The sequence below is a fragment of the Paenibacillus tyrphae genome (assembly GCF_000722545.1).
Lineage (GTDB): Bacteria > Bacillota > Bacilli > Paenibacillales > NBRC-103111 > Paenibacillus_G > Paenibacillus_G tyrfis.
The window spans coordinates 1-19,402 of sequence record NZ_JNVM01000067.1 but is presented as its reverse complement, the minus strand read 5'-3'; the positions used below and the strand labels follow the sequence as shown (position 1 = coordinate 19,402).

The 19,402-nt window shown below is 56.3% G+C and carries 17 protein-coding genes; 15 read left to right on the top strand and 2 right to left on the bottom strand.

Annotation, left to right across the window (positions count from 1 at the left end; translation table 11 throughout):
- The first annotated feature begins 130 nt into the window (after nt 1-130).
- From infC to ET33_RS35245, 9 genes are all read left to right on the top strand, one after another.
- Nucleotides 131-631 (top strand): translation initiation factor IF-3, encoded by a 501-nt coding sequence (gene infC / locus ET33_RS35285; protein ID WP_036693798.1) that lies wholly within the window; start codon nt 131-133, stop codon nt 629-631.
- Nucleotides 632-659: 28 nt separating this feature from the next.
- Entirely contained in the window at nt 660-860 is a 201-nt protein-coding gene (gene rpmI, locus ET33_RS35280; RefSeq protein WP_025849277.1) for a 50S ribosomal protein L35, read from the top strand.
- A 52-nt stretch (nt 861-912) separates the two neighbouring features.
- The gene (rplT, locus tag ET33_RS35275; RefSeq protein WP_036693795.1) at nt 913-1,272 is read left to right on the top strand and encodes a 50S ribosomal protein L20; all 360 of its coding nucleotides are present in this window, start codon (nt 913-915) and stop codon (nt 1,270-1,272) included.
- A gap of 235 nt (nt 1,273-1,507) precedes the next feature.
- Nucleotides 1,508-2,815, top strand: coding sequence for a sugar phosphate nucleotidyltransferase (locus ET33_RS35270; RefSeq protein ID WP_036693860.1), 1,308 nt, complete (start codon nt 1,508-1,510; stop codon nt 2,813-2,815).
- A gap of 12 nt (nt 2,816-2,827) precedes the next feature.
- On the top strand, nt 2,828-3,058 hold the full coding sequence (locus ET33_RS35265) for a hypothetical protein (protein ID WP_036693792.1): 231 nt from the start codon (nt 2,828-2,830) through the stop codon (nt 3,056-3,058).
- The gene (locus tag ET33_RS35260) at nt 3,037-5,403 is read left to right on the top strand and encodes a glycosyltransferase family 2 protein (RefSeq protein WP_063761709.1); all 2,367 of its coding nucleotides are present in this window, start codon (nt 3,037-3,039) and stop codon (nt 5,401-5,403) included. Before ET33_RS35265 ends, ET33_RS35260 begins: the two co-directional genes overlap by 22 nt.
- Nucleotides 5,404-5,411: 8 nt before the next feature.
- Nucleotides 5,412-6,992, top strand: a complete 1,581-nt coding sequence (locus ET33_RS35255) for an ArnT family glycosyltransferase (protein ID WP_036693855.1) — start codon at nt 5,412-5,414, stop codon at nt 6,990-6,992.
- Between the two features lie 20 nt (nt 6,993-7,012).
- Nucleotides 7,013-7,996, top strand: coding sequence for a glycosyltransferase family 2 protein (locus ET33_RS35250; protein WP_036693790.1), 984 nt, complete (start codon nt 7,013-7,015; stop codon nt 7,994-7,996).
- Nucleotides 7,993-8,382, top strand: a complete 390-nt coding sequence (locus tag ET33_RS35245; protein WP_036693788.1) for a GtrA family protein — start codon at nt 7,993-7,995, stop codon at nt 8,380-8,382. The genes ET33_RS35250 and ET33_RS35245 overlap by 4 nt, the downstream gene beginning before the upstream one ends.
- Nucleotides 8,383-8,446: 64 nt before the next feature.
- Here the strand turns inward: ET33_RS35245 and ET33_RS35240 are convergent, their stop codons facing one another.
- The gene (locus ET33_RS35240; protein WP_036693786.1) at nt 8,447-9,625 is read right to left on the bottom strand and encodes a metallophosphoesterase family protein; all 1,179 of its coding nucleotides are present in this window, start codon (nt 9,623-9,625) and stop codon (nt 8,447-8,449) included.
- A 954-nt stretch (nt 9,626-10,579) separates the two neighbouring features.
- On the opposite strand from ET33_RS35240, the gene ilvB reads away from it, so the two are divergent.
- From ilvB to ET33_RS35220, 4 genes are all read left to right on the top strand, one after another.
- A complete protein-coding gene (ilvB, locus tag ET33_RS35235; RefSeq protein ID WP_036693783.1) occupies nt 10,580-12,322 on the top strand; it encodes a biosynthetic-type acetolactate synthase large subunit in 1,743 nt (580 codons plus the stop codon).
- Complete coding sequence (gene ilvN / locus ET33_RS35230) at nt 12,319-12,807, top strand: acetolactate synthase small subunit (protein ID WP_036693781.1); 489 nt, start codon at nt 12,319-12,321, stop codon at nt 12,805-12,807. Before ilvB ends, ilvN begins: the two co-directional genes overlap by 4 nt.
- Nucleotides 12,808-12,966: 159 nt before the next feature.
- A complete protein-coding gene (gene ilvC, locus ET33_RS35225) occupies nt 12,967-13,959 on the top strand; it encodes a ketol-acid reductoisomerase (RefSeq protein WP_036693780.1) in 993 nt (330 codons plus the stop codon).
- Between the two features lie 160 nt (nt 13,960-14,119).
- Nucleotides 14,120-15,667 carry a 2-isopropylmalate synthase gene (locus ET33_RS35220; protein ID WP_036693778.1) on the top strand — a complete coding sequence of 516 codons (1,548 nt, stop codon included), beginning with the start codon at nt 14,120-14,122 and terminating at the stop codon, nt 15,665-15,667.
- A gap of 78 nt (nt 15,668-15,745) precedes the next feature.
- Here ET33_RS35220 and ET33_RS35215 read toward each other — a convergent pair whose 3' ends face one another.
- Nucleotides 15,746-16,948, bottom strand: coding sequence for an aminotransferase-like domain-containing protein (locus ET33_RS35215; protein WP_036693776.1), 1,203 nt, complete (start codon nt 16,946-16,948; stop codon nt 15,746-15,748).
- 190 nt (nt 16,949-17,138) lie between these two features.
- Between ET33_RS35215 and ET33_RS35210 the strand changes: the two genes are divergently transcribed.
- Together ET33_RS35210 and ET33_RS35205 are read left to right on the top strand one after the other, a co-directional pair.
- Complete coding sequence (locus ET33_RS35210) at nt 17,139-17,960, top strand: AraC family transcriptional regulator (protein WP_036693774.1); 822 nt, start codon at nt 17,139-17,141, stop codon at nt 17,958-17,960.
- A gap of 129 nt (nt 17,961-18,089) precedes the next feature.
- A complete protein-coding gene (locus tag ET33_RS35205) occupies nt 18,090-18,989 on the top strand; it encodes a hypothetical protein (RefSeq protein WP_036693772.1) in 900 nt (299 codons plus the stop codon).
- Nucleotides 18,990-19,402 lie beyond the last annotated feature (413 nt).

The window sequence follows — 19,402 nt, the reverse complement described above, 5'->3', positions numbered from 1 at the left end:
ACTTTGTTTGATTGATCCGTTTTCGAACGGACCAGTCACCATTGGACCTAAAACCAAACGTGGGCGTTTAACGCCCACGTATTTTTTTTGCAAAATCTTTTGGAGGTGGCAGGTTATCAGTACAGAGCACATGATTAACGATGAAATTCGGGCGAGAGAAGTTCGTTTGATTGATGCGAACGGAGAACAGCTCGGTATCAAGCCGATTCGCGAAGCGCTGCAAATTGCGCAAGATCAGAATCTGGACTTGGTGAACGTGGCGCCTACGGCGAAACCGCCGGTTTGCCGGATCATGGACTACGGTAAATTCCGCTACGAAACGCAGAAGAAAGAGAAAGAAGCCCGTAAGAATCAAAAGATCGTCGAGCTGAAAGAAATTCGTCTGAGCGCGACGATTGACGAGCACGATTTCCAAACGAAACTGCGCAACGTTGTGAAATTCCTGAACGATGCCGATAAAGTGAAGCTGTCCGTCCGTTTTCGCGGCCGCGAGATCGCTCATGCCGATATCGGTCAACGCGTTCTGGAGCGCATGGCAGCCGAAGTGGAAGAGCTGTGCATCATTGAGCGCAGGCCGAAGCTGGAAGGCCGGAGCATGATCATGATCTTGGCGCCGAAGCAGCAACAGTAAAATCTCATTCTTTAAGGAGGAACACCCCATGCCAAAAATGAAAACCCACAGCAGCTTGAAAGACCGCTTTAAAATTACAGGTACCGGCAAAGTAAAACGCTACAAAGCGTATAAAAACCACCTGCTGTCCGGCAAATCCGCTCGTCAAAAACGCGTTCTGGGCACGAATCCGGTTATGCATCCGGGCGATGTAAGACGCCTGAAGCAGCAGCTCGCTAACATTAAGTAATCCCGTTCGTCTCGAATTCGCATACTTACAACATTTCTGGAGGTAGATTGTCATGGCAAGAGTGAAAGGCGGATTTATCCGTACACGTCGTCGTAAAAAAATATTGAAACTTGCTAAAGGTTACTTTGGCTCGAAACATAGACTGTTTAAAACGGCAAAAGAGCAAGTGATGAAATCCTTGTTTTACGCATACCGCGACCGCCGTCAGAAAAAACGCGATTTCCGCAAACTGTGGATCGTGCGGATCAATGCGGCAGCGCGTCAAAACGGCTTGTCCTACAGCAAGCTGATGCACGGCCTGAAACTGGCTGGCGTAGAAGTAAACCGCAAAATGTTGGCGGATCTCGCCGTTAACGATATCAATGCGTTCAACTCTTTGGCAGAAACTGCCAAGCAAAAAGTGAATGCATAAGGCACGGTTTTCAACCGGGCCTGTCCAATACACCCCTTGCAGCGATGCGTACAACCGTATCCTTGCAAGGGGTGTTTGTTTAATATTAACGCAAGGCTAACAACTTGGCCGAATTTTTATCAAATTTTGACTTCCCGCTAATATTTGCTAAATAAAATTTTAAAACGATTATGCTATTATACTAGTATTCATAAAACACGAAACGAATTGTTTCGCACGGAAAACGGGTGAACGGATGAACATTATTTTGCTGTCCGGAGGTTCGGGAACGAGGCTGTGGCCGCTGTCGACGGAGCGGCGCTCCAAACAATTTATACGGTTGTTTTATGACGAAGCGGGGCGCCCGGTCTCGATGCTGCAGCAGGTATGGGGAAGGCTGGGAGGCAAGGGGCTTGACCAATCGGCCGTTATTGCCACTTCGGGCCACCAACGGGAGGCGATTCTGGAGCAGCTCGGATACGAAGCGGATCTGGTGCTGGAGCCGGAGAAGCGCGATACGTTTGCGGCGATCCTGCTTTCGGTCGCTTACCTGTGCTCGCATCGCGGCGTATCCCGTGATGAGCCGATCATCGTTATGCCTGTGGACGGACGGACGGAGGATTCGTTCTACGACAGGCTGCTGCAGCTGCCCGAGACGTTGATAAGCTCCGGAGCAAACCTGGCTTTGATGGGTGTCCGGCCTGATTTTCCGTCGCAGAAATACGGATATATGGTCCCGGAGGGGGACGGCGGAGCTGATGCTGCGTTAACGATCCGCGCTTTTCACGAGAAGCCTTCGAAGGCGGATGCCGTTCGTTATATCGAACAAGGCGCGCTTTGGAACTGCGGCGTGTTTTGTTTCCGCGCGGGATATTTATTGGACCGGCTGAATGCCATGGGGCTTCCGGAAGCGTATGAGGAGCTGCTGCTGGCGTATGATCGGATCGAGAGCCGAAGCTTCGATTATGCCGTCGTGGAACGGGAGGAGCGGATTGTGGCGCTTACATACGAAGGACCGTGGAAGGACCTCGGCACGTGGTGCGCGCTGACGGAGGAAATGAATCGGCCGCTGGTCGGTCCCGGATACATCGGAGAGGAATGTAACAACGTTCACGTAGTGAACGAACTTGAGGTGCCGGCGATCGTGCTTGGTTTGTCCGATGTCGTCGTCGCGGCAAGCTCCGAAGGCATTTTGGTGACGCATAGGGAAAGCAGTTCCCGGTTGAAAGAAGCGCTCGATCGCATGGGGCGGGAGAGGACCGGCGACAAGAAGGCGTCCTCCGAGCGAACGGTGGACAGCTCCGCCTTCCCGGACGGGACCTCGGTAACGACGCGCCGCATTCATCTGGAAGCGGGAGAGGAGCTCGTCACCGCCCCGTCTGCCGATGTACGGCGTATCGTCTCATGGACCGTCCTGCACGGCAGGTGCCGTCTGTTCCAAAACGGCCGGGAGCTGCCGGCAGCCGTCGGAAGAAGCGTCGTGCTCGGGGAGGAAGATAGCGCCAGGCTTAAAGCGCTGGACCCGCTTGATCTGATCGAGATTATTACGGAATGTCATGCATAAGGGGAGAAACTCGTGAGAGTAGACAAGGCTTTGTTCGGTTATAACGCCGATCAGGTACACCGGTATGTCTCCTCGCTTGAAGCGGAGCTCAAGCTTTTGGAGGAACGGCAGCAAGAGGAAAGCGCAGCATATGAACGGACGGAAGCGGAGCTATTGGACGAAATCGCCGCCTTGGAGCAGGGATTGACCGAATTGGAGCGTATGGAAGCGGGTCTTAGGCAATGGATTCAAACAAACAGTTAAAGAGAAAGCCGTTCGGGCGCACGCTGCTTGGGCTCCGCAAGAGCGCGACCGACCGGTTCATCGACGAGCTGGAAGCACAGGTCCGGGAGAAGGAAGAACAGCTGAACCGGGAGCGCAGCCGGCGGCAGGAGCGGATTGGCGAGCTGCAAGCACGGGCACAGCAGCTCAAGGCGCAGAACGAAAGCAAGGATCGTACGGTACAGCAGCTTCTCGCGGTGAAGATGGAGCTAATGGAACGGCCTGGCTTCGAGCCGAAACTGGACGATGAGCCCGTGGACAAGCCCAGGCTGCGTCTTGGCGACCGGTTGGTGGCCGAGGGGGTGGTAACCCCCGAGCAGCTCGAAACGGCGATGGAGCAGCAGCAGAAATTCGGCGGACGCCTTGGGGATATTCTGGTGGAGCTCGGCTTTACCCCGCGGGAGCGCATTGCGCCTATTCTGCATCAGCAAGGAAGCAAGGGGCGTCTTGGCGACATGCTGGTCGAAACCGGCGCCATTTCCAAGGATCAGCTGGACAGGGCGCTTGAGTTTCAACGCAAGAGCGGCGGGCTGCTCGGCGACATTTTGATGTCGATGCGCTTCATTGAGCCGGAGAAGCTGTACCGTCATATCGCCACGCAATACAACCTTGGACGAATCGGCTCGGAATATATGTTCGAGGAAGTGAACAAGCTGCCGGAAGCGATGGCCCGGCAGTACGATGCCGTCGTCATTCATCAAGACGCGAACCGCTATCTGGTAGCCGTCGGCCATCCGCTGACGGACGAAGCGGTCGTTGCGATTGAGAACATGCTGGGAATGCCGGTGCAGCAGGTGCTGGCGACGCGGGAGGAAATGGAATATTTCTGGAAGGAAGCGTACCAGTCCGAGCTGCTGCGCGAGAGTACCCAAAAGCTGGCGGACGAGCAGCCGCAAAATTCCGCGCACATCACCTTTACGAAGCCGCAGCTGACGGTCATCGGCATCTGTGCGTTCCTTGTCCTGCTCAGCTTGGGGCTCGATTGGCTGCATACGCTGATCGTCATCAACGTAGCCGTGCAGCTGTTTTATTTTGCGATGACGCTGTTCAAATTCATGATCATTATGTACGGAACCCGCGATTTCGCGCAAATCCGCTTCAAGCAGGAAGAGATCGACGCCATCGACGAGCGGACGCTGCCTGTCTATACGATTCTCGTTCCGATGTACAAGGAGAGCGAGGTCATCCCGCACCTGCTGCATAATATCGAGCAGCTCGATTACCCGAAGGCGAAGCTGGATGTGCGGCTCCTGATCGAGCAGGACGATATCGAGGCGCAGGAGATTTTGCAAGGCATGAAGCTGCCGCCGTATTACACGACGATCGTCGTGCCGCACAGCTTGCCGAAGACGAAGCCTAAGGCATGCAACTACGGGTTGATCCGCGCGCGTGGCGAGTATGTCGTCATCTACGATGCCGAGGACCGGCCCGATCCGGACCAGCTCAAAAAGGTGCACGCCGCCTTCATGAGAAGCCCGGAAAATACGGCATGCATTCAGGCCAAGCTCAATTATTTCAACAGCGATCAGAACCTGCTAACCCGCTGGTTTACGCACGAATACAGCATGTGGTTCGAGCTGCTGCTACCCGGTGTTATGCAGCTCAATATTCCGATTCCGCTTGGCGGGACGTCGAACCATTTTAAAATGTCGGTGCTCAAAGAGATCAATGCCTGGGACCCTTACAACGTGACGGAGGACGCGGACCTCGGCATCCGGCTCTACAAATCGGGCTACAGCACAGCGATTGTTGATTCCCGAACGTGGGAGGAAGCCAATAGTCGCGTCGGCAATTGGATACGGCAGCGTTCCCGCTGGATCAAGGGCTATATGCAGACATGGCTTGTCCATATGCGCAACCCGGTGCGGCTGTGGCGCGAGCTCGGTCCGAAAGGATTTTTTGGCTTTCAGGTGATGGTGCTTGCCACTCCGATGCTGCCGCTGCTTAATCCGTTTTACTGGATTATGCTGGTGCTGTGGTATGGCTGGAAATTGGCATGGATTCCGCAGTTTTTCCCCGGCCTGATTTATTATTTGGCGGCGGCGGAGTTTTTGATCGGCAATTTCCTGTTCGTCTTCAGTAACGTTGCGGGAGTGTACTGGGTTATTCACGATCTTGAGAAGCGCGGAGACCGCACCTTCTCCTACGGGCTCGTTAAGTACGCGCTGCTGACGCCGATCTATTGGGTGCTGATGAGCATTGCGGCCGTAAAAGCGGCTTGGCAGCTGATCACGAAGCCGTTTTATTGGGAAAAAACGACGCACGGTCTCGCGAAGCAAAATCATCCGGCTGCCCCGGGCGGCGGCGTGTCGCAGGGAGGTGGCTGACGATGACGATGGAGGTCCGCTTGCCGAAAAGCGTCTATTGGGTCTTGTTTTTGTTTGTTTTCTCGCTGGAATTCGCCGCCGGCTACTATGTCAGCCACGTCATCGGCTACGTGCATTCGGACGCGATGAGCCGGGTGGCTAACGCCTTCTACGTGCTCTACAGCCGGGACCCGCACCTTGCCGCCATCGGCTTCGTGTGGAATCCGCTGCCCAGCCTCGTCGAGCTGCTGTTTCTGCTGCCGTACCATTGGCTGCCGGAGCTCGCTTCATCGGCGCTGGCCGGCGTGCTCATGAGCAGCGTGTTCGCCGGGATGACGGCGGTGCTGCTGGCGCGGGCGGCGGTCGATTTCGGGCTGTCGCGCACCTTCGCCGTGCTGCTGAGCCTCAGCTTCAGCTGCAACCCGTTCATGTTCTTGTTCGGCGCGAACGGACTTAGCGATGCGCCGTTTATTTTTTTCATCATGTATGCGGTCGTTCATCTGACACACTGGATTTACGGGCGTCGCGTCGGCAGTCTGATCAAAGTGAGCTTTGCGCTGGCGCTTGCTTTTTGGACCCGGTACGAAGCGGTGCCCCTGGGAGCGGCGGTCGCTCTGGCGATCATCCTGATCGTTCTGTGGATTCCGCCAACGGACCCTCGGGTCGACTCGCCGAAGCGGCAGTACGGAATGCTGCACAAGCTGTTCCATATCGAGGGGACGTGGTCGATGGTCATGGCGCCGGTCGTCTTTTCCGGGCTGCTGTGGCTTTGGTTCAACTACAGCATCATGGGAGATGCGCTTTATTTCCTGCGTTCCGAGTACTCGAACGTGGCTCAGGCGCAAGGGCTGGCGACCGAGCAGACCTTTGTGGACATAATGGGCAATCCGCTGCTCGGTCTGCTGTTCGTGGCCAAGAAAACGGCCTATTATTCGCTTCCGCTGGCGGCTGTCGTGCTGCTGCGGCTCTGGAACCGGCGCTGGTTCCTATGGGACCTGCTTGTGCTGCTGTTGCTGTTCGTCTCGATCGTCGCGCTGCAGTTCCTCATGCTCATGAAAGGAACGTCTTACGGCTGGTTCCGTTACTTCATGTACGTGTTTCCGATCACCGTGGCTTGGCTGCCGTACGAGCTTGCCCGGGTGAAACGGTCCTTCGTCAATTACGGGATCGTGCTGGCCGGGATGCTCGGAGCCTGCGTCGTGCTGGGGTACGCCTGGATGAATCCGCAGATTGCCCCGGACGAGAACAAGTTTTTGCATGCGTCGCAGTATGCGGCTTCCCAGCAGGTGGAGAAGCAGATTGCCCATTATTTGGATACGGAGCTGAGCGGCAGCAACATTTTGATGGATTCGTATTCCGCTTACTCGGTCATTCTGAATAGCAGGCATCCAGACAAATTTTTGATCACCAGCGATTTCGAATTTACTCCTTCGCTGAAAGATCCGGTCGGCCGGGGCGTCGATTTTATTCTTACGGCGAAGCCGGACAAGAGTTCGGCGCTAAGTGCCGAGGAGCGGACGTACAAAGATTTCTACGAGAAGGGCACGGAATGGACGGAGCTGTATAAGGAATTTGGCGGCAAATGGAGATTGTACAAGGTCATTCGTTAGCAAGAGGGAGGCGGGGAAACGTGGAACGCGCGGAGCCCGAGATTACCGTCATTATACCGGTTTATAACGAGGAAATTCATATTTACCGCTCGCTGCAGCATATTGAAGAGGAACTGAAGCTCCTGACGGCATCTTACGAGATTATCGTCATCGACGACGGTTCGCGGGACGGCACATGGGAGCAGCTGATTTTGTCCGGGCAGCGTTCGCCCCGGCTTACCGCGCTACGGCTGAGCCGCAATTTCGGCAAGGAGCTGGCGCTTTGCGCCGGGCTGGAGCATGCGTTGGGACGGGCAGTTATTATTATGGACTCCGACCTGCAGCATCCGCCGGCGCTGCTGCCCGAGATGGTCCGGCTATGGCGCGAGGAAGGCAAGGAAATCGTGGAATGCGTCAAGCAGGACCGTGGCAAGGAGTCGCTGGATAAGGCGGTCGGCTCCGCACTGTTCTACAGCATCCTCAACCGGCTGTCCGGCTTCGATCTGCGCGGCGCGTCGGATTTCAAGCTGCTGGACCGGAAGGTCGTGCAGGCATGGCGGGAAATGCCGGAGCGGAACACGTTTTTCCGCGGGATGACGGCCTGGCTCGGCTTCAACCGGGCGCAGATTTCGTTCGAGGTGCCGGAGCGGGCGGACGGTCACAGCCAATGGAGCTTTCTCGGCCTCATGAAGCTGGCGGTGAACGCCGTGGTTGCATTTTCTTCCATTCCGCTGCGGTTTGTCAGTCTGTTCGGAATCGTGTTCCTGATCGGCGCCGCCGTGCTCGGGGTCCAGACGCTGTATCAGAAAATCGTCGGCAATGCGGTGACCGGCTTTACGACGGTCATCCTGCTGCTGCTCGTCATCGGCAGCGTCATTATGATTTCGCTCGGTATCATCGGCGAGTACATCGCCTCGATTTACAACGAAGTGAAGGGAAGGCCGCGGTACTTGGTCAGCCAGCGCATCTTCAGCGAAGCGTCCGCAACGGCCGGCGAAGAAAGACGGATGGGCGAGGTGTCATGACGCTGCGGCTGCTCTTTCGGTACGGCATCGTCGGGCTGCTCGGAACGGCGCTTCATTTTGCTGCGCTGTTCGTGCTCGTCGAAGCGGCGAAGCTGCATCCGGTGCCGGCCTCGGCGCTCGGGTTCGTGCTCGTGCTGCTGGTATCGTACGCGCTGAACCGGCGCTGGACGTTTCAGGCTTCCGCATCGGGCTGGAAGCCGCTTGCCAAATATACGGTCGTATCCGTCACCGGCCTGCTGCTCAACACCGGCCTCATGTATTTGGCCGTGGATCGGCTGCACTGGCACTATGCCGTCGGCCAATGTCTCGTTGTCGTTGCCGTGCCGCTTTCGAACTTTTTGTTTAATTATTACTGGACGTTTCGTGAAAAAAAGTCCGGTGAATAAGAAGCCGCCGAGCGGGCTGTTCTTATTCACCGGACCTTAAAAAATATAGCCTGCCGGCTGCCGTTTACTTCTTCTGACCTGCCGGCACGGTAAACTGCGCTTCCGGAATCCACTGCTTCCGGTAAAAATCCCTGCCCTTGATCCGAACCCGGTCCGGATACACCTCGACGTACAGCCCTTCGCTTTCTTGCTTGCCCTTCAGCTTTTCCGCGCCTTTGCCGTCACTCGTCCACGTTTCGGATACCGAGGCGGTGTTGACCATCGTGAAGCCGTCCCGTACCAGCGTATCCGGCTGATTCAGCTCCCAGTGCGAATGACTGCTGAAATAGATGACCTGCGGATACTGCGACAAGATCGCCTTCAGCTCCTGGTGCTGAATGACGGCCCGGCTGTTCGTGCAGCAAAAATGCGTTCCCGCAACCGTGGCAGGCAGCGGCTGGTGCAGGAAGACGAAGACCGGCTTGTTCGCGCCGGCGTCTTTTTTCAGCGTCTGCTTCAGCCATTCCAGCTGCTCGGGCGACAAATAAGCGTCCTCCGCATTAGCCTGATCGGATTGCCGGTACTGCTCCGAGCCAAGGAAGATAAAGTGGTAGCCCTTGATGCTTTTCTCGTAGTAGACCTTGTTCTCTCCGGAGAACGCGAGAAAGCGGGAAATCGATGCCTGCTCCGTTTCTCCGTTCGGAAAGCCGTTCGGGTTCCAATGGGTACGGCTGCTGTACCAGGCTTTGTAAAACTCGTGGTTGCCGATATTGTACAAGACGCTCTCCGGATGCGGCGCGCTTTGCATGAGCTCCTTCAGCTTGGCGTAGTCCTCGGGCATGCCTTCGGTTAAATCCCCGTTGATCACGAGCGTGTCGGCCGACGGATTGATTTCGTTCAGGTCGTTCAATACGCGAACCAGCTTCTTGTGCGACGCATCCTCCCACGATTGAACGTGGATGTCGCTGATGACGGGAAAGGTCAGCACCGGATTTCCGTCGGTTTGGGGCAGACCGCTCCCGGCGGCCGTGTCTTGCGGCGGCTTCGTTTGCGGAGCAGAGCCGGAGAGGGCCGTCGGCGGAGCCGGCGACACGGCTTCGCCGCTCAGGAGCGGGCCGGATGCGGTGGAAGCTTGGCTTATGACTTGTCCCATGCCGGTTGCCATCAGTTCGGAACCTATGGCAAAAGGAGCGGCTGCAGCGGTTGCAAGCGCGCCAGAGATCAAGGTGATGGACAGGACGGCGGATTGCAGCATGTCTCGCATGAAATCACTCCTTTTCTTAGTTGCGCTCTTTTTTACCCTTTCGGTCTTTATATATCTTCGGCGTACGGCTTCTCCGTTTTGACCCAATACGGTAAACTTTTCTCCATCATGGCTATTATTGGCCCAAGGGCGCATGATTGAAGACGAGTTCTTTCTGGTAAAAGTTTCAGTGTATCCCATTTTCGGTCGGCCGTCCTCCGTTCCTTTGTCGCGGAGCTCCTTTTTAACATAACCAAAGTTTGTTATTGCCCCGTCAAGCCGGCAAGAATTGTTTGTGAAGACAATGAGGGGCATTCACAAAATCTTCATTCGATGCGACGGCAATCGGCAGCCGCGGGGTAGGAACGCTTGCAAGCGCGCTTTCCGAAAGAGTCTCAGGTCCGACTTCGTGTAAAGAAACCGCAAACGCCGTCTACGACTTGAGCGGAAGGTCCCGGATCAATGGCGTTTCGCTTCCTTTTTTTCCTCGGGAATGATGCTTGACTAAAGAATCGATTCGGCATATAATACAAAAAAACACATCAGAACTATCGGCTATGAAGAGGACGAAGTTATAAGGGCTCTTATGTTCAGAGAGCAGCGGAGATGCTGAAACCAATGCCTTAACCCCTTATGTACGAGCTCACCTCGGAGCTGTTTTCCTGAAAGCCTTGTCGTATAGCATCAGGCTTTACCGCTTGAAAGCGACAATGTTACTAGGGGAAATCGGATTGGCACACGTTACCGTGCCAAAGGTAAGAGACGCGAATTCGCGGGTCGTCATCGTGCTAGCCGATGAGGATTGCTGCGGCGCGCATTACCTGCTAAGGTTATTTGCCGCGAGGCATCTAACAAATTCTGGGTGGTACCACGGAAGATTAACCCCTTTCGTCCCGTCAGACGCACATGCTGCGTTTGGGGATGAGAGGGGTTTTTTAGTCGTTTGTCGGATTATCTGAGAGGAGGCCAATATTCATGATCGTCCAAACCACACAAAAGTCAAAGGAACAGCTTCGCGAAGAGCTGCTGAAACCGGACGTCATTACCGGTTCGGAAATGCTGCTCCGCAGCCTGCTGCTGGAGGACGTGGATTGCGTCTTCGGTTATCCCGGCGGAGCGGTCTTATATATTTACGATGCCATGCACGGCAATCCGGATTTTAACCATTTGCTGACGCGGCATGAGCAAGGCGCGATTCACGCAGCCGACGGGTACGCCCGTTCGACCGGCAAGGTAGGCGTCTGTATCGCCACCTCGGGTCCTGGAGCAACGAACCTCGTTACCGGGATTGCGACGGCTTACATGGATTCGGTGCCGCTCGTAGTCATCACGGGCAACGTCGCGACATCGGTGATCGGTACGGACGCTTTCCAAGAGGCGGACATTACCGGCATCACGATGCCGATTACGAAGCACAGCTACTTGGTGCGCGACGTAAAAGATTTGCCGCGCATTATCAAAGAAGCGTTCCATATCGCTTCGACCGGCCGCAGAGGCCCGGTTCTGATCGATATTCCGAAGGACGTCTCGAACGATACGTCGCCGTTCTACTATCCGGAGAAGGTGGACATCCGCGGCTACAATCCGACGGTGCAGCCGAACAAGCTCCAAGTCGACAAGATGCTGGAGGCGATCGCCGAGAGCGAGCGTCCGGTTATCATTGCAGGCGGCGGCGTCGTCTATGCCGACGCAGCGGAGCAGCTGCTTGAGTTCGTCAATAAAACGCGGATTCCGGTCGCCACGACGCTGCTTGGCTTGGGCGGCTTCCCGAGTGCGCATGAGCTGTGGCTCGGCATGCCGGGGATGCACGGAACGTACACCGCCAACAACGCGCTGCAAAACTGCGATCTGTTGATCGGCATCGGCGCCCGGTTCGATGACCGCGTCACGATGAAGGTGGACGGCTTTGCGCCGAAGGCGAAAAAAATCGTCCACATCGACGTGGACCCGGCGGAAATCGGCAAAATCGTCGAGACGGCCATCCCGGTCGTCGGCGACGTGAAGGCTGTGCTCCAGCTTGCCAACCTGAAGGCGAAGCCGTCCCGATCCGAGAAATGGATCGAATGGGTGCAGGAGACGAAACGGAATTTCCCGCTGCGCTACAAAGATTCCGATACGGAGCTGAAGCCGCAGTACGTGATCGAGATGATTCACGAGACGACCAAGGGCGAAGCGATCGTCACAACGGACGTCGGCCAGCATCAGATGTGGGCGGCGCAGTATTACAAATTCAATCATCCGCGTTCCTGGATCACCTCGGGGGGCCTTGGCACGATGGGCTTCGGATTCCCGTCCGCGATCGGCGCGCAGAAGGCGCACCCGGACCGGTTGGTCGTCTCGATCAACGGCGACGGCGGCATGCAGATGTGCTCTCAGGAGCTTGCGGTTTGCGCGATTCACCAAATTCCGGTCAAAATCGTCGTCATCAACAACCAGGTGCTTGGGATGGTGCGCCAGTGGCAGGAGATTATTTACGACAACCGGTACAGCCACATCGACTTGGCCGGCAGCCCGGATTTCGTGAAGCTGGCGGAAGCTTACGGCGTGAAGGGTCTTCGTGCAACGAACAAAGACGAAGCACGCCGCGCTTGGCAGGAAGCGCTTGATACCCCGGGTCCCGTGCTCGTCGAATTCGTCGTCCGGAAGCACGAGAACGTGTTCCCAATGGTAACGCAGGGCTCGACGATAGACCAAATGTTAATGGGGGATTCGGAATGACACGCAAACACACCATATCCGTTCTAGTGAACAACCAGCCCGGTGTGCTGCAGCGCGTATCCGGCCTGTTCGGCCGCCGGGGCTTCAATATCGAGAGCATTACGGTGGGCGAGTCTGAGGAAAAAGGGCTCTCCCGCATGGTTATCGTCACGACGGGAGACGACAAGACGCTGGAGCAGGTTTCCAAGCAGCTCTATAAGCTGATCGACGTGATCAAAGTCGTTGACCTGAGCGCCCATCCGATGGTGGCGCGCGAGCTGGCGCTGATCAAAGTAAACGCCGAACCAAGCATGCGGCCGGAAATTCTCGGCGTCGTCGAGACGTTCCGCGCAGCTATCGTCGATATCGGTCCGAGCTCGCTGATCGTGCAGGTGGTTGGGGATTCCGAGAAAATCGAAGCCATGACCGAGCTGCTCAAGCCTTACGGCATCAAGGAGCTGTCCCGTACCGGCGTCACGGCCATGATTCGCGGTATGATTAAATAATTCATTTTTCGTTTTGCACCTAATATCAAGTTGATCCTGTGAGCGGGGGCTCATGCGGATGACTGGGCCAATGCGGTACGGCGGTCCGAGCTTCCTATCCCCGTCGTCCGTTCGAGCACCCGTTCACAGGGTTTTAATTCAAAGGAGGAGCTATTATCCATGGCAGTTACGATGTACTATGAAAAAGACGCTGATTTGAACGTATTGAAAGGGAAAACGATTGCCATCATCGGCTACGGCAGCCAAGGCCACGCCCAAGCGCAAAACCTGCGCGACAGCGGCTTGAAAGTCATCATTGGACTTCGTCAAGGCCGTTCCTTCGAGCAAGCGAAAAACGATGGTTTCGAAGTTTACTCCGTAGCGGAAGCGACTAAGCTTGCCGACGTCGTACAGCTTCTGATGCCGGACGAAACACAAGCGAGCGTATACAAAAACGAAATCGAACCGAACCTGAAGCATGGCGCAGCTGTCATGTTCTCCCACGGCTTCAACGTTCATTTCGGCCAAATTCAACCGTCTGCGGACAAAGACGTATTCCTCGTCGCTCCGAAATCGCCGGGCCACATGGTTCGCCGCGTTTACGTCGAAGGCTTCGGGGTTCCCGGCCTGATTGCGGTAGAGCAAGATGCAAGCGGTCAAGCGAAAGCTATCGGCTTGGCATATGCCAAAGGGATCGGCTGCACCCGCGCGGGCGTTATCGAAACATCGTTCCGCGAAGAAACCGAAACCGACCTGTTCGGCGAGCAAGCTGTTCTGTGCGGCGGTGCTTCCGCGCTCGTTAAAGCAGGCTTCGAAACGCTGGTGGAAGCAGGCTATGCACCAGAAATGGCTTACTTCGAGTGCTTGCACGAGCTGAAGCTGATCGTTGACCTGATGTACGAAGGCGGTCTCGCGACGATGAGACATTCCATCTCCAACACAGCGGAGTATGGCGACTATGTCACAGGTCCGCGCATCATTACGGAAGAAACGAAGAAAGAAATGAAACGCGTCCTGTCCGACATCCAACAAGGCAAATTCGCCCGCGACTTCATTTTGGAGAACCAATCGGGCCGTGCGTTCCTGACAGCTACCCGCCGTCTGGAAGCTGAGCATCCGATCGAGCAAGTCGGTTCCCAGCTGCGCGAATTGATGCACTGGATCAAGAAGTAATTCGGCAGACGATAGTAACGTATAACGGACAAGCGGCATAAGGTCGGCTTGAAAGCGGCGCAGGGAATGGACGGTAGGCAGGTCCGTTGCCTGCCCGTTTCGGGTCGCACCTTTTTCTGCTTTAATGCAAATCATTTCCTAAGGAGGCGCGGCCAAGACCATGAGAAAAATTTATATTTTCGATACGACACTTCGTGACGGCGAGCAGTCGCCGGGCGTCAACCTGAACATGCAGGAAAAAGTCGAGATTGCGCTGCAGCTCGAGAAGCTCGGCGTCGACCGGATGGAAGCCGGCTTCCCGGCGGCTTCGCCCGGAGATTTGGCGGGTGTCAGCGCCGTGGCCCGCGCCGTAAAGAATGCCTCGGTTATCGCCCTGTCGCGTTCCCGCGAGCAGGATATCGAGGCGGCCCGCGAAGCGCTGAAGGATGCGCAGGACCCTTGTCTGCATTTGTTCCTCGCGACCTCGCCGATTCACCGTCAGCACAAGCTGCGGATGGAAAAGCATCAGGTGCTCGAAACGGCGGAAGCGGCGATCCGTTACGCGAAGAAGTATTTCAGCAAAATCGAGTTTTCGCCGGAGGATGCCGGCCGCACCGAGCTCGATTTTCTGTGCGAAGTGACGGAGATGGCGATCCGCGCCGGCGCGACGGTCGTGAACATCCCGGATACGGTCGGCTATATGACGCCTTATGAATACGGTAACATTTTCAAGACGCTGAAAGAGAACGTGCCGGGCATTGAGAAAATTCAGCTCAGCGCGCACTGTCACGACGACTTGGGCATGGCGACGGCGAATGCGCTGGCGGCGATTCTGAACGGAGCGGACCAGATCGAAGGGACGATCAACGGCATCGGCGAACGCGCCGGCAATACGTCGATCGAGGAAGTGGCAATGGCGCTTGAAACGCGTCAGGAGTTTTTCCAAGCGAAGACGTCGCTCACGCTGTCCGAGATTGCCCGTACGAGCCGCTTGGTCAGCAAGCTGACCGGTATGGTCGTGCCGGGCAACAAGGCTATTGTCGGTGCCAATGCGTTCGCGCACGAATCCGGTATCCATCAGGATGGCATGCTGAAGGAAAAGACGACATACGAGATTATGTCGCCTGAGACGATTGGGCTCAAGGAAAGCAAGCTGGTGCTCGGCAAGCACTCCGGACGCCATGCTTTCCGCGAGAAGCTGGTCGACCTCGGCTACAACCTCGATGACGAGCATGTGAATGCCGCGTTCGCCAAGTTCAAAGACTTGGCCGACAAGAAGAAGAACGTCACGGACGAAGACATTGTCGCACTGCTTGAAGAGAAGCTGATCGAGACGCCGGAAGTGTTCTCGCTGGAGACGATTCAAGTATCGTACGGCAATCAATCCACCCCGACCGCAACCGTGCGGATCAAGCTGCTGGATGGCGGTCACCTGGACGAAGCGGCAGTCGGCAACGGCTCCGTCGATGCGATTTACAAAGCGATCGACAAGGCGACCAAGGAAGAAGTCGAGCTCGACGACTATTCGATCCAATCGGTTACGCAAGGCAAGGATGCGCTTGGCGAGGTGCATGTAGTGCTGAAGCAGGGCGATTACGCCGTGCTTGGGCGCGGGGTTAGCACGGACATTCTCGAAGCGAGCGCCCGTGCGTACGTGGACGCGATCAACGTTTTGATCGAGAAGCGCAAAAGTCCGACCCGCGGCCGTGATAATGTGACGTTGATTTAAATGAAATAGGCGATAGCAGCCCGGAATACCTGGGAATGCTATCGCCTATATTTTTTATCGGTATTTCTATTCTTTCACTCAACGCGTCGCAGTCTGGTACATGCGCTTCAGGGCACGGTCCAACCGATCGAAAGCACGGACCATGTCCTCGCTGTCCGTATGGGTGAAGTTCAGCCGCATCGTGTTCGTCTGCGGTTCGTTCGCGAAGAAGCTGATGCCCGGGACGAAAGCGACGCCTTCCTCAACAGCCAGCTTAAGCAGCTCCTGCGTGTTGATATGCTCGGGCATTTCCACCCAGACGAACATGCCGCCTTTCGGCTCGATCAACTGCACGCCGTCCCAGTTCTTTGCCTTCATCAGGTCGATCATCTGCCGCATCCGCGTCTCGTATGCCGTTCGGATCTGATCGATATGGCCGTACAAATCGAAATGCTCGAACAGCTGGTGCAGCGCCTGCTGGTCCATCGTGCTGGAGTGCAGGTCGGCCGCTTGTTTGGCGCGGGTCATATGACGGATCACCTGCTCGTCGCCGATGATCCAGCCCGTGCGCAGCGCCGGAGCAACGATTTTGGAGAACGTGCTGGTGTAGACAACCGAACTGCCATTGGCCTCCTGCTCCAACGAGAAAATCGACGGCATCGGCTCGCCGCCGCCGAAGCGCAGCTCGCCGTACGGATCGTCTTCCAAAATCAGCACATCGTGGGCTTTACACAGGTTTAAGGTGCTTTGGCGCCGTTCCAAGCTCCACGATTTCCCCGTTGGGTTGGAGAAGGTGGGGATGACGTAAACGAGCTTCGGACGGTGCTGCTTGATTTTACGCTCCAGATCCTCGGGAACCATGCCGTCCGCGTCGCAGTCGACGGAAACAAGCTTCGCCTGGCGGGATTGGAATACTTGAATGGCAGCCAGGTAAGTCGGCCGCTCAACAAGAATGACATCGCCCGGATCGATATAGACGCGGGTGAGCAGGTCGATCGCTTGCTGCGACCCTGTCGTCAGCAGCATGTTGTCGACGCCGGCGCGGATGCCTTTGCGTTCCAGATGCTTTGAGATGTTCTCGCGCAGCGGCGTGTAGCCTTCGGTCAAGCCGTACTGCAGCACGCCCTTGCCCTGCTTGAATACGCGATCGAACGCTTCGTTGACCGCTTCTACCGGAAAATACTGCTCGTTCGGCAGGCCGCCGGCGAGCGAAATGATCGAACGGCCCTGGGTCAATTTCAGGATCTCGCGCACGGCCGACGATTCGAAAGCTTTGGTTGTATCGGAAAAACGATATTCCATCGGTTAAGGCTCCTTTGGCGAAAAGAAGTGAATGTTGCTTCAAGTGATAAATTTAATTGTAAACCTAACCGGGGGAGATGACAACTGCCGCCAAAAGCCGACAGAAGCCGTTCACATGCTGCCAAGGCGTCCGGACGACCGGTGTGGTAAACTATTCGTATCAGCACGGAGATGGAAGGAGCCGGACGATGTGGAATCTTACCTGATGTTCGAACCGACGCAGGGGACGCGAACCCCGGATCATTACGCGGAATACAAGCCATGTCCCGCACTTATGGCGTATGTATCGTGCTATTGGAGCTCCCGGGCGGCTGGAACGGGACTATGCGAACCTGCGGTCACCGTCGTTCCGGACGGCTGTACGGACTTGATTTTCGAATGGAAAGCCGAGGGCGGGGGAGACGTTTCTATTCGTTATTGCGGAGCGTTCGAGCTTCCCTTCAGCCCGGGTCCGAAGCGCGAGGGCGCGTCGGAAACGTTTGCGGTGCGGTTTTTTCCGGGCGGGGCCTATCCCTTTATAGGAGTGCCGCTCGGCGAGTTTAAAAATGCGCTGTTTCGGGGGACGGACGTGTGGGGGAAAGCGGTGGCGGAGCTCGGGGAACGGCTGCGGCTTGCCGCAGGAACCGCGGAACGGCTCGTCCTCGTGGAAACGGCGCTGCTCCGCCTTCTAGCGGCTGCGGATAGCGGCAGATTCGAAGCACCGCCGGCACTGCATGAGGCGATGGTGCATATTTTTGCAGCCAGGGGGACGATCAGTGTCCAGCAGTTGGCCCGGTCGGGGAATATTAGCGCAAGGCAGTTGCAACGGCTGTTCGACGGCCGGATCGGGCTGGGGCCGAAAACGTTTTGCGGTATTGTCCGGTTTCAAAATATATTGCGCGATGCGGAAAGGCACCCCGCGCTTTCTTGGCAGGAAATTGCCGGGGCTTACGGATACTGCGATCAAGCGCATTTCATTCGCGACTTCAAGCGCTTTTACGGCGAGGTTCCCTCCTCGTTGATGATGTCCTAGCAGGTGGTCCGCCCATCATGTACGCAAGAGTTCCGTTCCTATCCAACATGTCCGATTTGTTCAATACAAGCTGCCTAAGGCCGGTTACACTGGTATACGGAAATCGAACATCTAGGAGGCATGTGAGCGATGGAATTCAATGGAGCCGCTGCGGCGGCGGAAGAACGAGCCAAGCACTACCTGCAAACGAAAGCGCGGCCGCTGGAGAAGGCGATGTATGAGTATGAGTTCGAAGGGGGACGCGCGGAGGACGTGGTCCGGGCGTTGGAGCCCTACCAGAACGAAGACGGCGGCTTCGGGCATGGACTGGAGCCGGATATTCGCTGCGCGGAGTCCTCGGCTATGGCCACAACCGTAGCGCTGCAAACGCTGTCCCTGCTTCCCCGGGAGGCAGGCGGGGAGATGACAAGAAAAGCGCTGCGTTACTTTACGCAGACGTATGACCCTGTGATTTCGGGCTGGGACAAGGTGCCGCCGGAGGTTGAGCAGTCCCCTCGGGCCCCGTGGTGGAATTACAGCAAAGCGAATCCGTACTGGGGCAATCCGAGCGCGGAAATCGCGGGCTACTTTGTTCAGTTCCGGGAATGGCCGGAGGCGGAAGGCTGGGCGGACAAGCTGAACGAGCCTGCCATCCATAAGCTGTGCTCGGAATCGTCGCTAGACGAATTTCATGAGCTGTTGTGCTACTTGCGCCTGTCCGAGCGGCTCACTGGTGAGCAGCGGGCACGGATCGCGGACCGGCTCGACACGATGATCGGCCGCTGTGTCACGGTTGATCCGTCACAGTGGAGCGGGTACGGGCTACATCCGGTTCAAGTGGCGACAACACGGCAATCTCCATACTACGAGCGGTACAAGGATATCCTACCGGCCAATCTGGAGTTCATCGTCCAGGGGCAGACGGAGGAGGGAGCCTGGGAGCCGGCGTGGGCTTGGGGGCAGTACGAGGACGTATGGCCGATTGCCAAAGAAGCGTGGAAAAGCGTGCTGACGCTGGGCAATTTGCGGCTGCTGCGGGATTTGCGATAGAACGGGTTACCCGGCGGAAGCAACGCAGCCACCACCCGCCTCTCCCGGCGCACGCGTTGCGATTGCGGTGCCGCACGGCGGGTGCTGGACCCCATGGTTGCAGTCTTTGGAACGAATCATGCCGTCTAAGACCAGGTATTGATTATTATTCAAACAAAAGGAACCCGTTAAGGGGGTTCCTAGAGCTTGTTGAGAGACCTTAGTTAAGTAGAGAATCTCAGACAAATAGAGGTAGAGTATATTCCGTAAGAGTTTACGTCCGCCTCCCTCAGTATGATGCTGTTTTCTCGTTCTATCTCGCTCATTCGCAGGATCTTATTCATTTGAATAAAGTAACGAAGGGACTTGTACCAGACGTTCGGGAATTGTATGCATAGAGAAATAAAGGTACCCAGATTAAATACCACATAATA

Excerpts from the sequence above, each read along its gene's own strand:
- infC (WP_036693798.1), top strand. The coding sequence starts at position 131 with ATGATTAACGATGAAATTCGGGCGAGAGAAGTTCGTTTGATTGATGCG.
- rpmI (WP_025849277.1), top strand. The coding sequence starts at position 660 with ATGCCAAAAATGAAAACCCACAGCAGCTTGAAAGACCGCTTTAAAATT.
- rplT (WP_036693795.1), top strand. The coding sequence starts at position 913 with ATGGCAAGAGTGAAAGGCGGATTTATCCGTACACGTCGTCGTAAAAAA.
- ET33_RS35270 (WP_036693860.1), top strand. The coding sequence starts at position 1,508 with ATGAACATTATTTTGCTGTCCGGAGGTTCGGGAACGAGGCTGTGGCCG.
- ET33_RS35260 (WP_063761709.1), top strand. The coding sequence starts at position 3,037 with ATGGATTCAAACAAACAGTTAAAGAGAAAGCCGTTCGGGCGCACGCTG.
- ET33_RS35255 (WP_036693855.1), top strand. The coding sequence starts at position 5,412 with ATGGAGGTCCGCTTGCCGAAAAGCGTCTATTGGGTCTTGTTTTTGTTT.
- ET33_RS35245 (WP_036693788.1), top strand. The coding sequence starts at position 7,993 with ATGACGCTGCGGCTGCTCTTTCGGTACGGCATCGTCGGGCTGCTCGGA.
- ET33_RS35240 (WP_036693786.1), bottom strand. The coding sequence starts at position 9,625 with ATGCGAGACATGCTGCAATCCGCCGTCCTGTCCATCACCTTGATCTCT.
- ilvB (WP_036693783.1), top strand. The coding sequence starts at position 10,580 with ATGATCGTCCAAACCACACAAAAGTCAAAGGAACAGCTTCGCGAAGAG.
- ilvN (WP_036693781.1), top strand. The coding sequence starts at position 12,319 with ATGACACGCAAACACACCATATCCGTTCTAGTGAACAACCAGCCCGGT.
- ilvC (WP_036693780.1), top strand. The coding sequence starts at position 12,967 with ATGGCAGTTACGATGTACTATGAAAAAGACGCTGATTTGAACGTATTG.
- ET33_RS35220 (WP_036693778.1), top strand. The coding sequence starts at position 14,120 with ATGAGAAAAATTTATATTTTCGATACGACACTTCGTGACGGCGAGCAG.
- ET33_RS35215 (WP_036693776.1), bottom strand. The coding sequence starts at position 16,948 with ATGGAATATCGTTTTTCCGATACAACCAAAGCTTTCGAATCGTCGGCC.
- ET33_RS35205 (WP_036693772.1), top strand. The coding sequence starts at position 18,090 with ATGGAATTCAATGGAGCCGCTGCGGCGGCGGAAGAACGAGCCAAGCAC.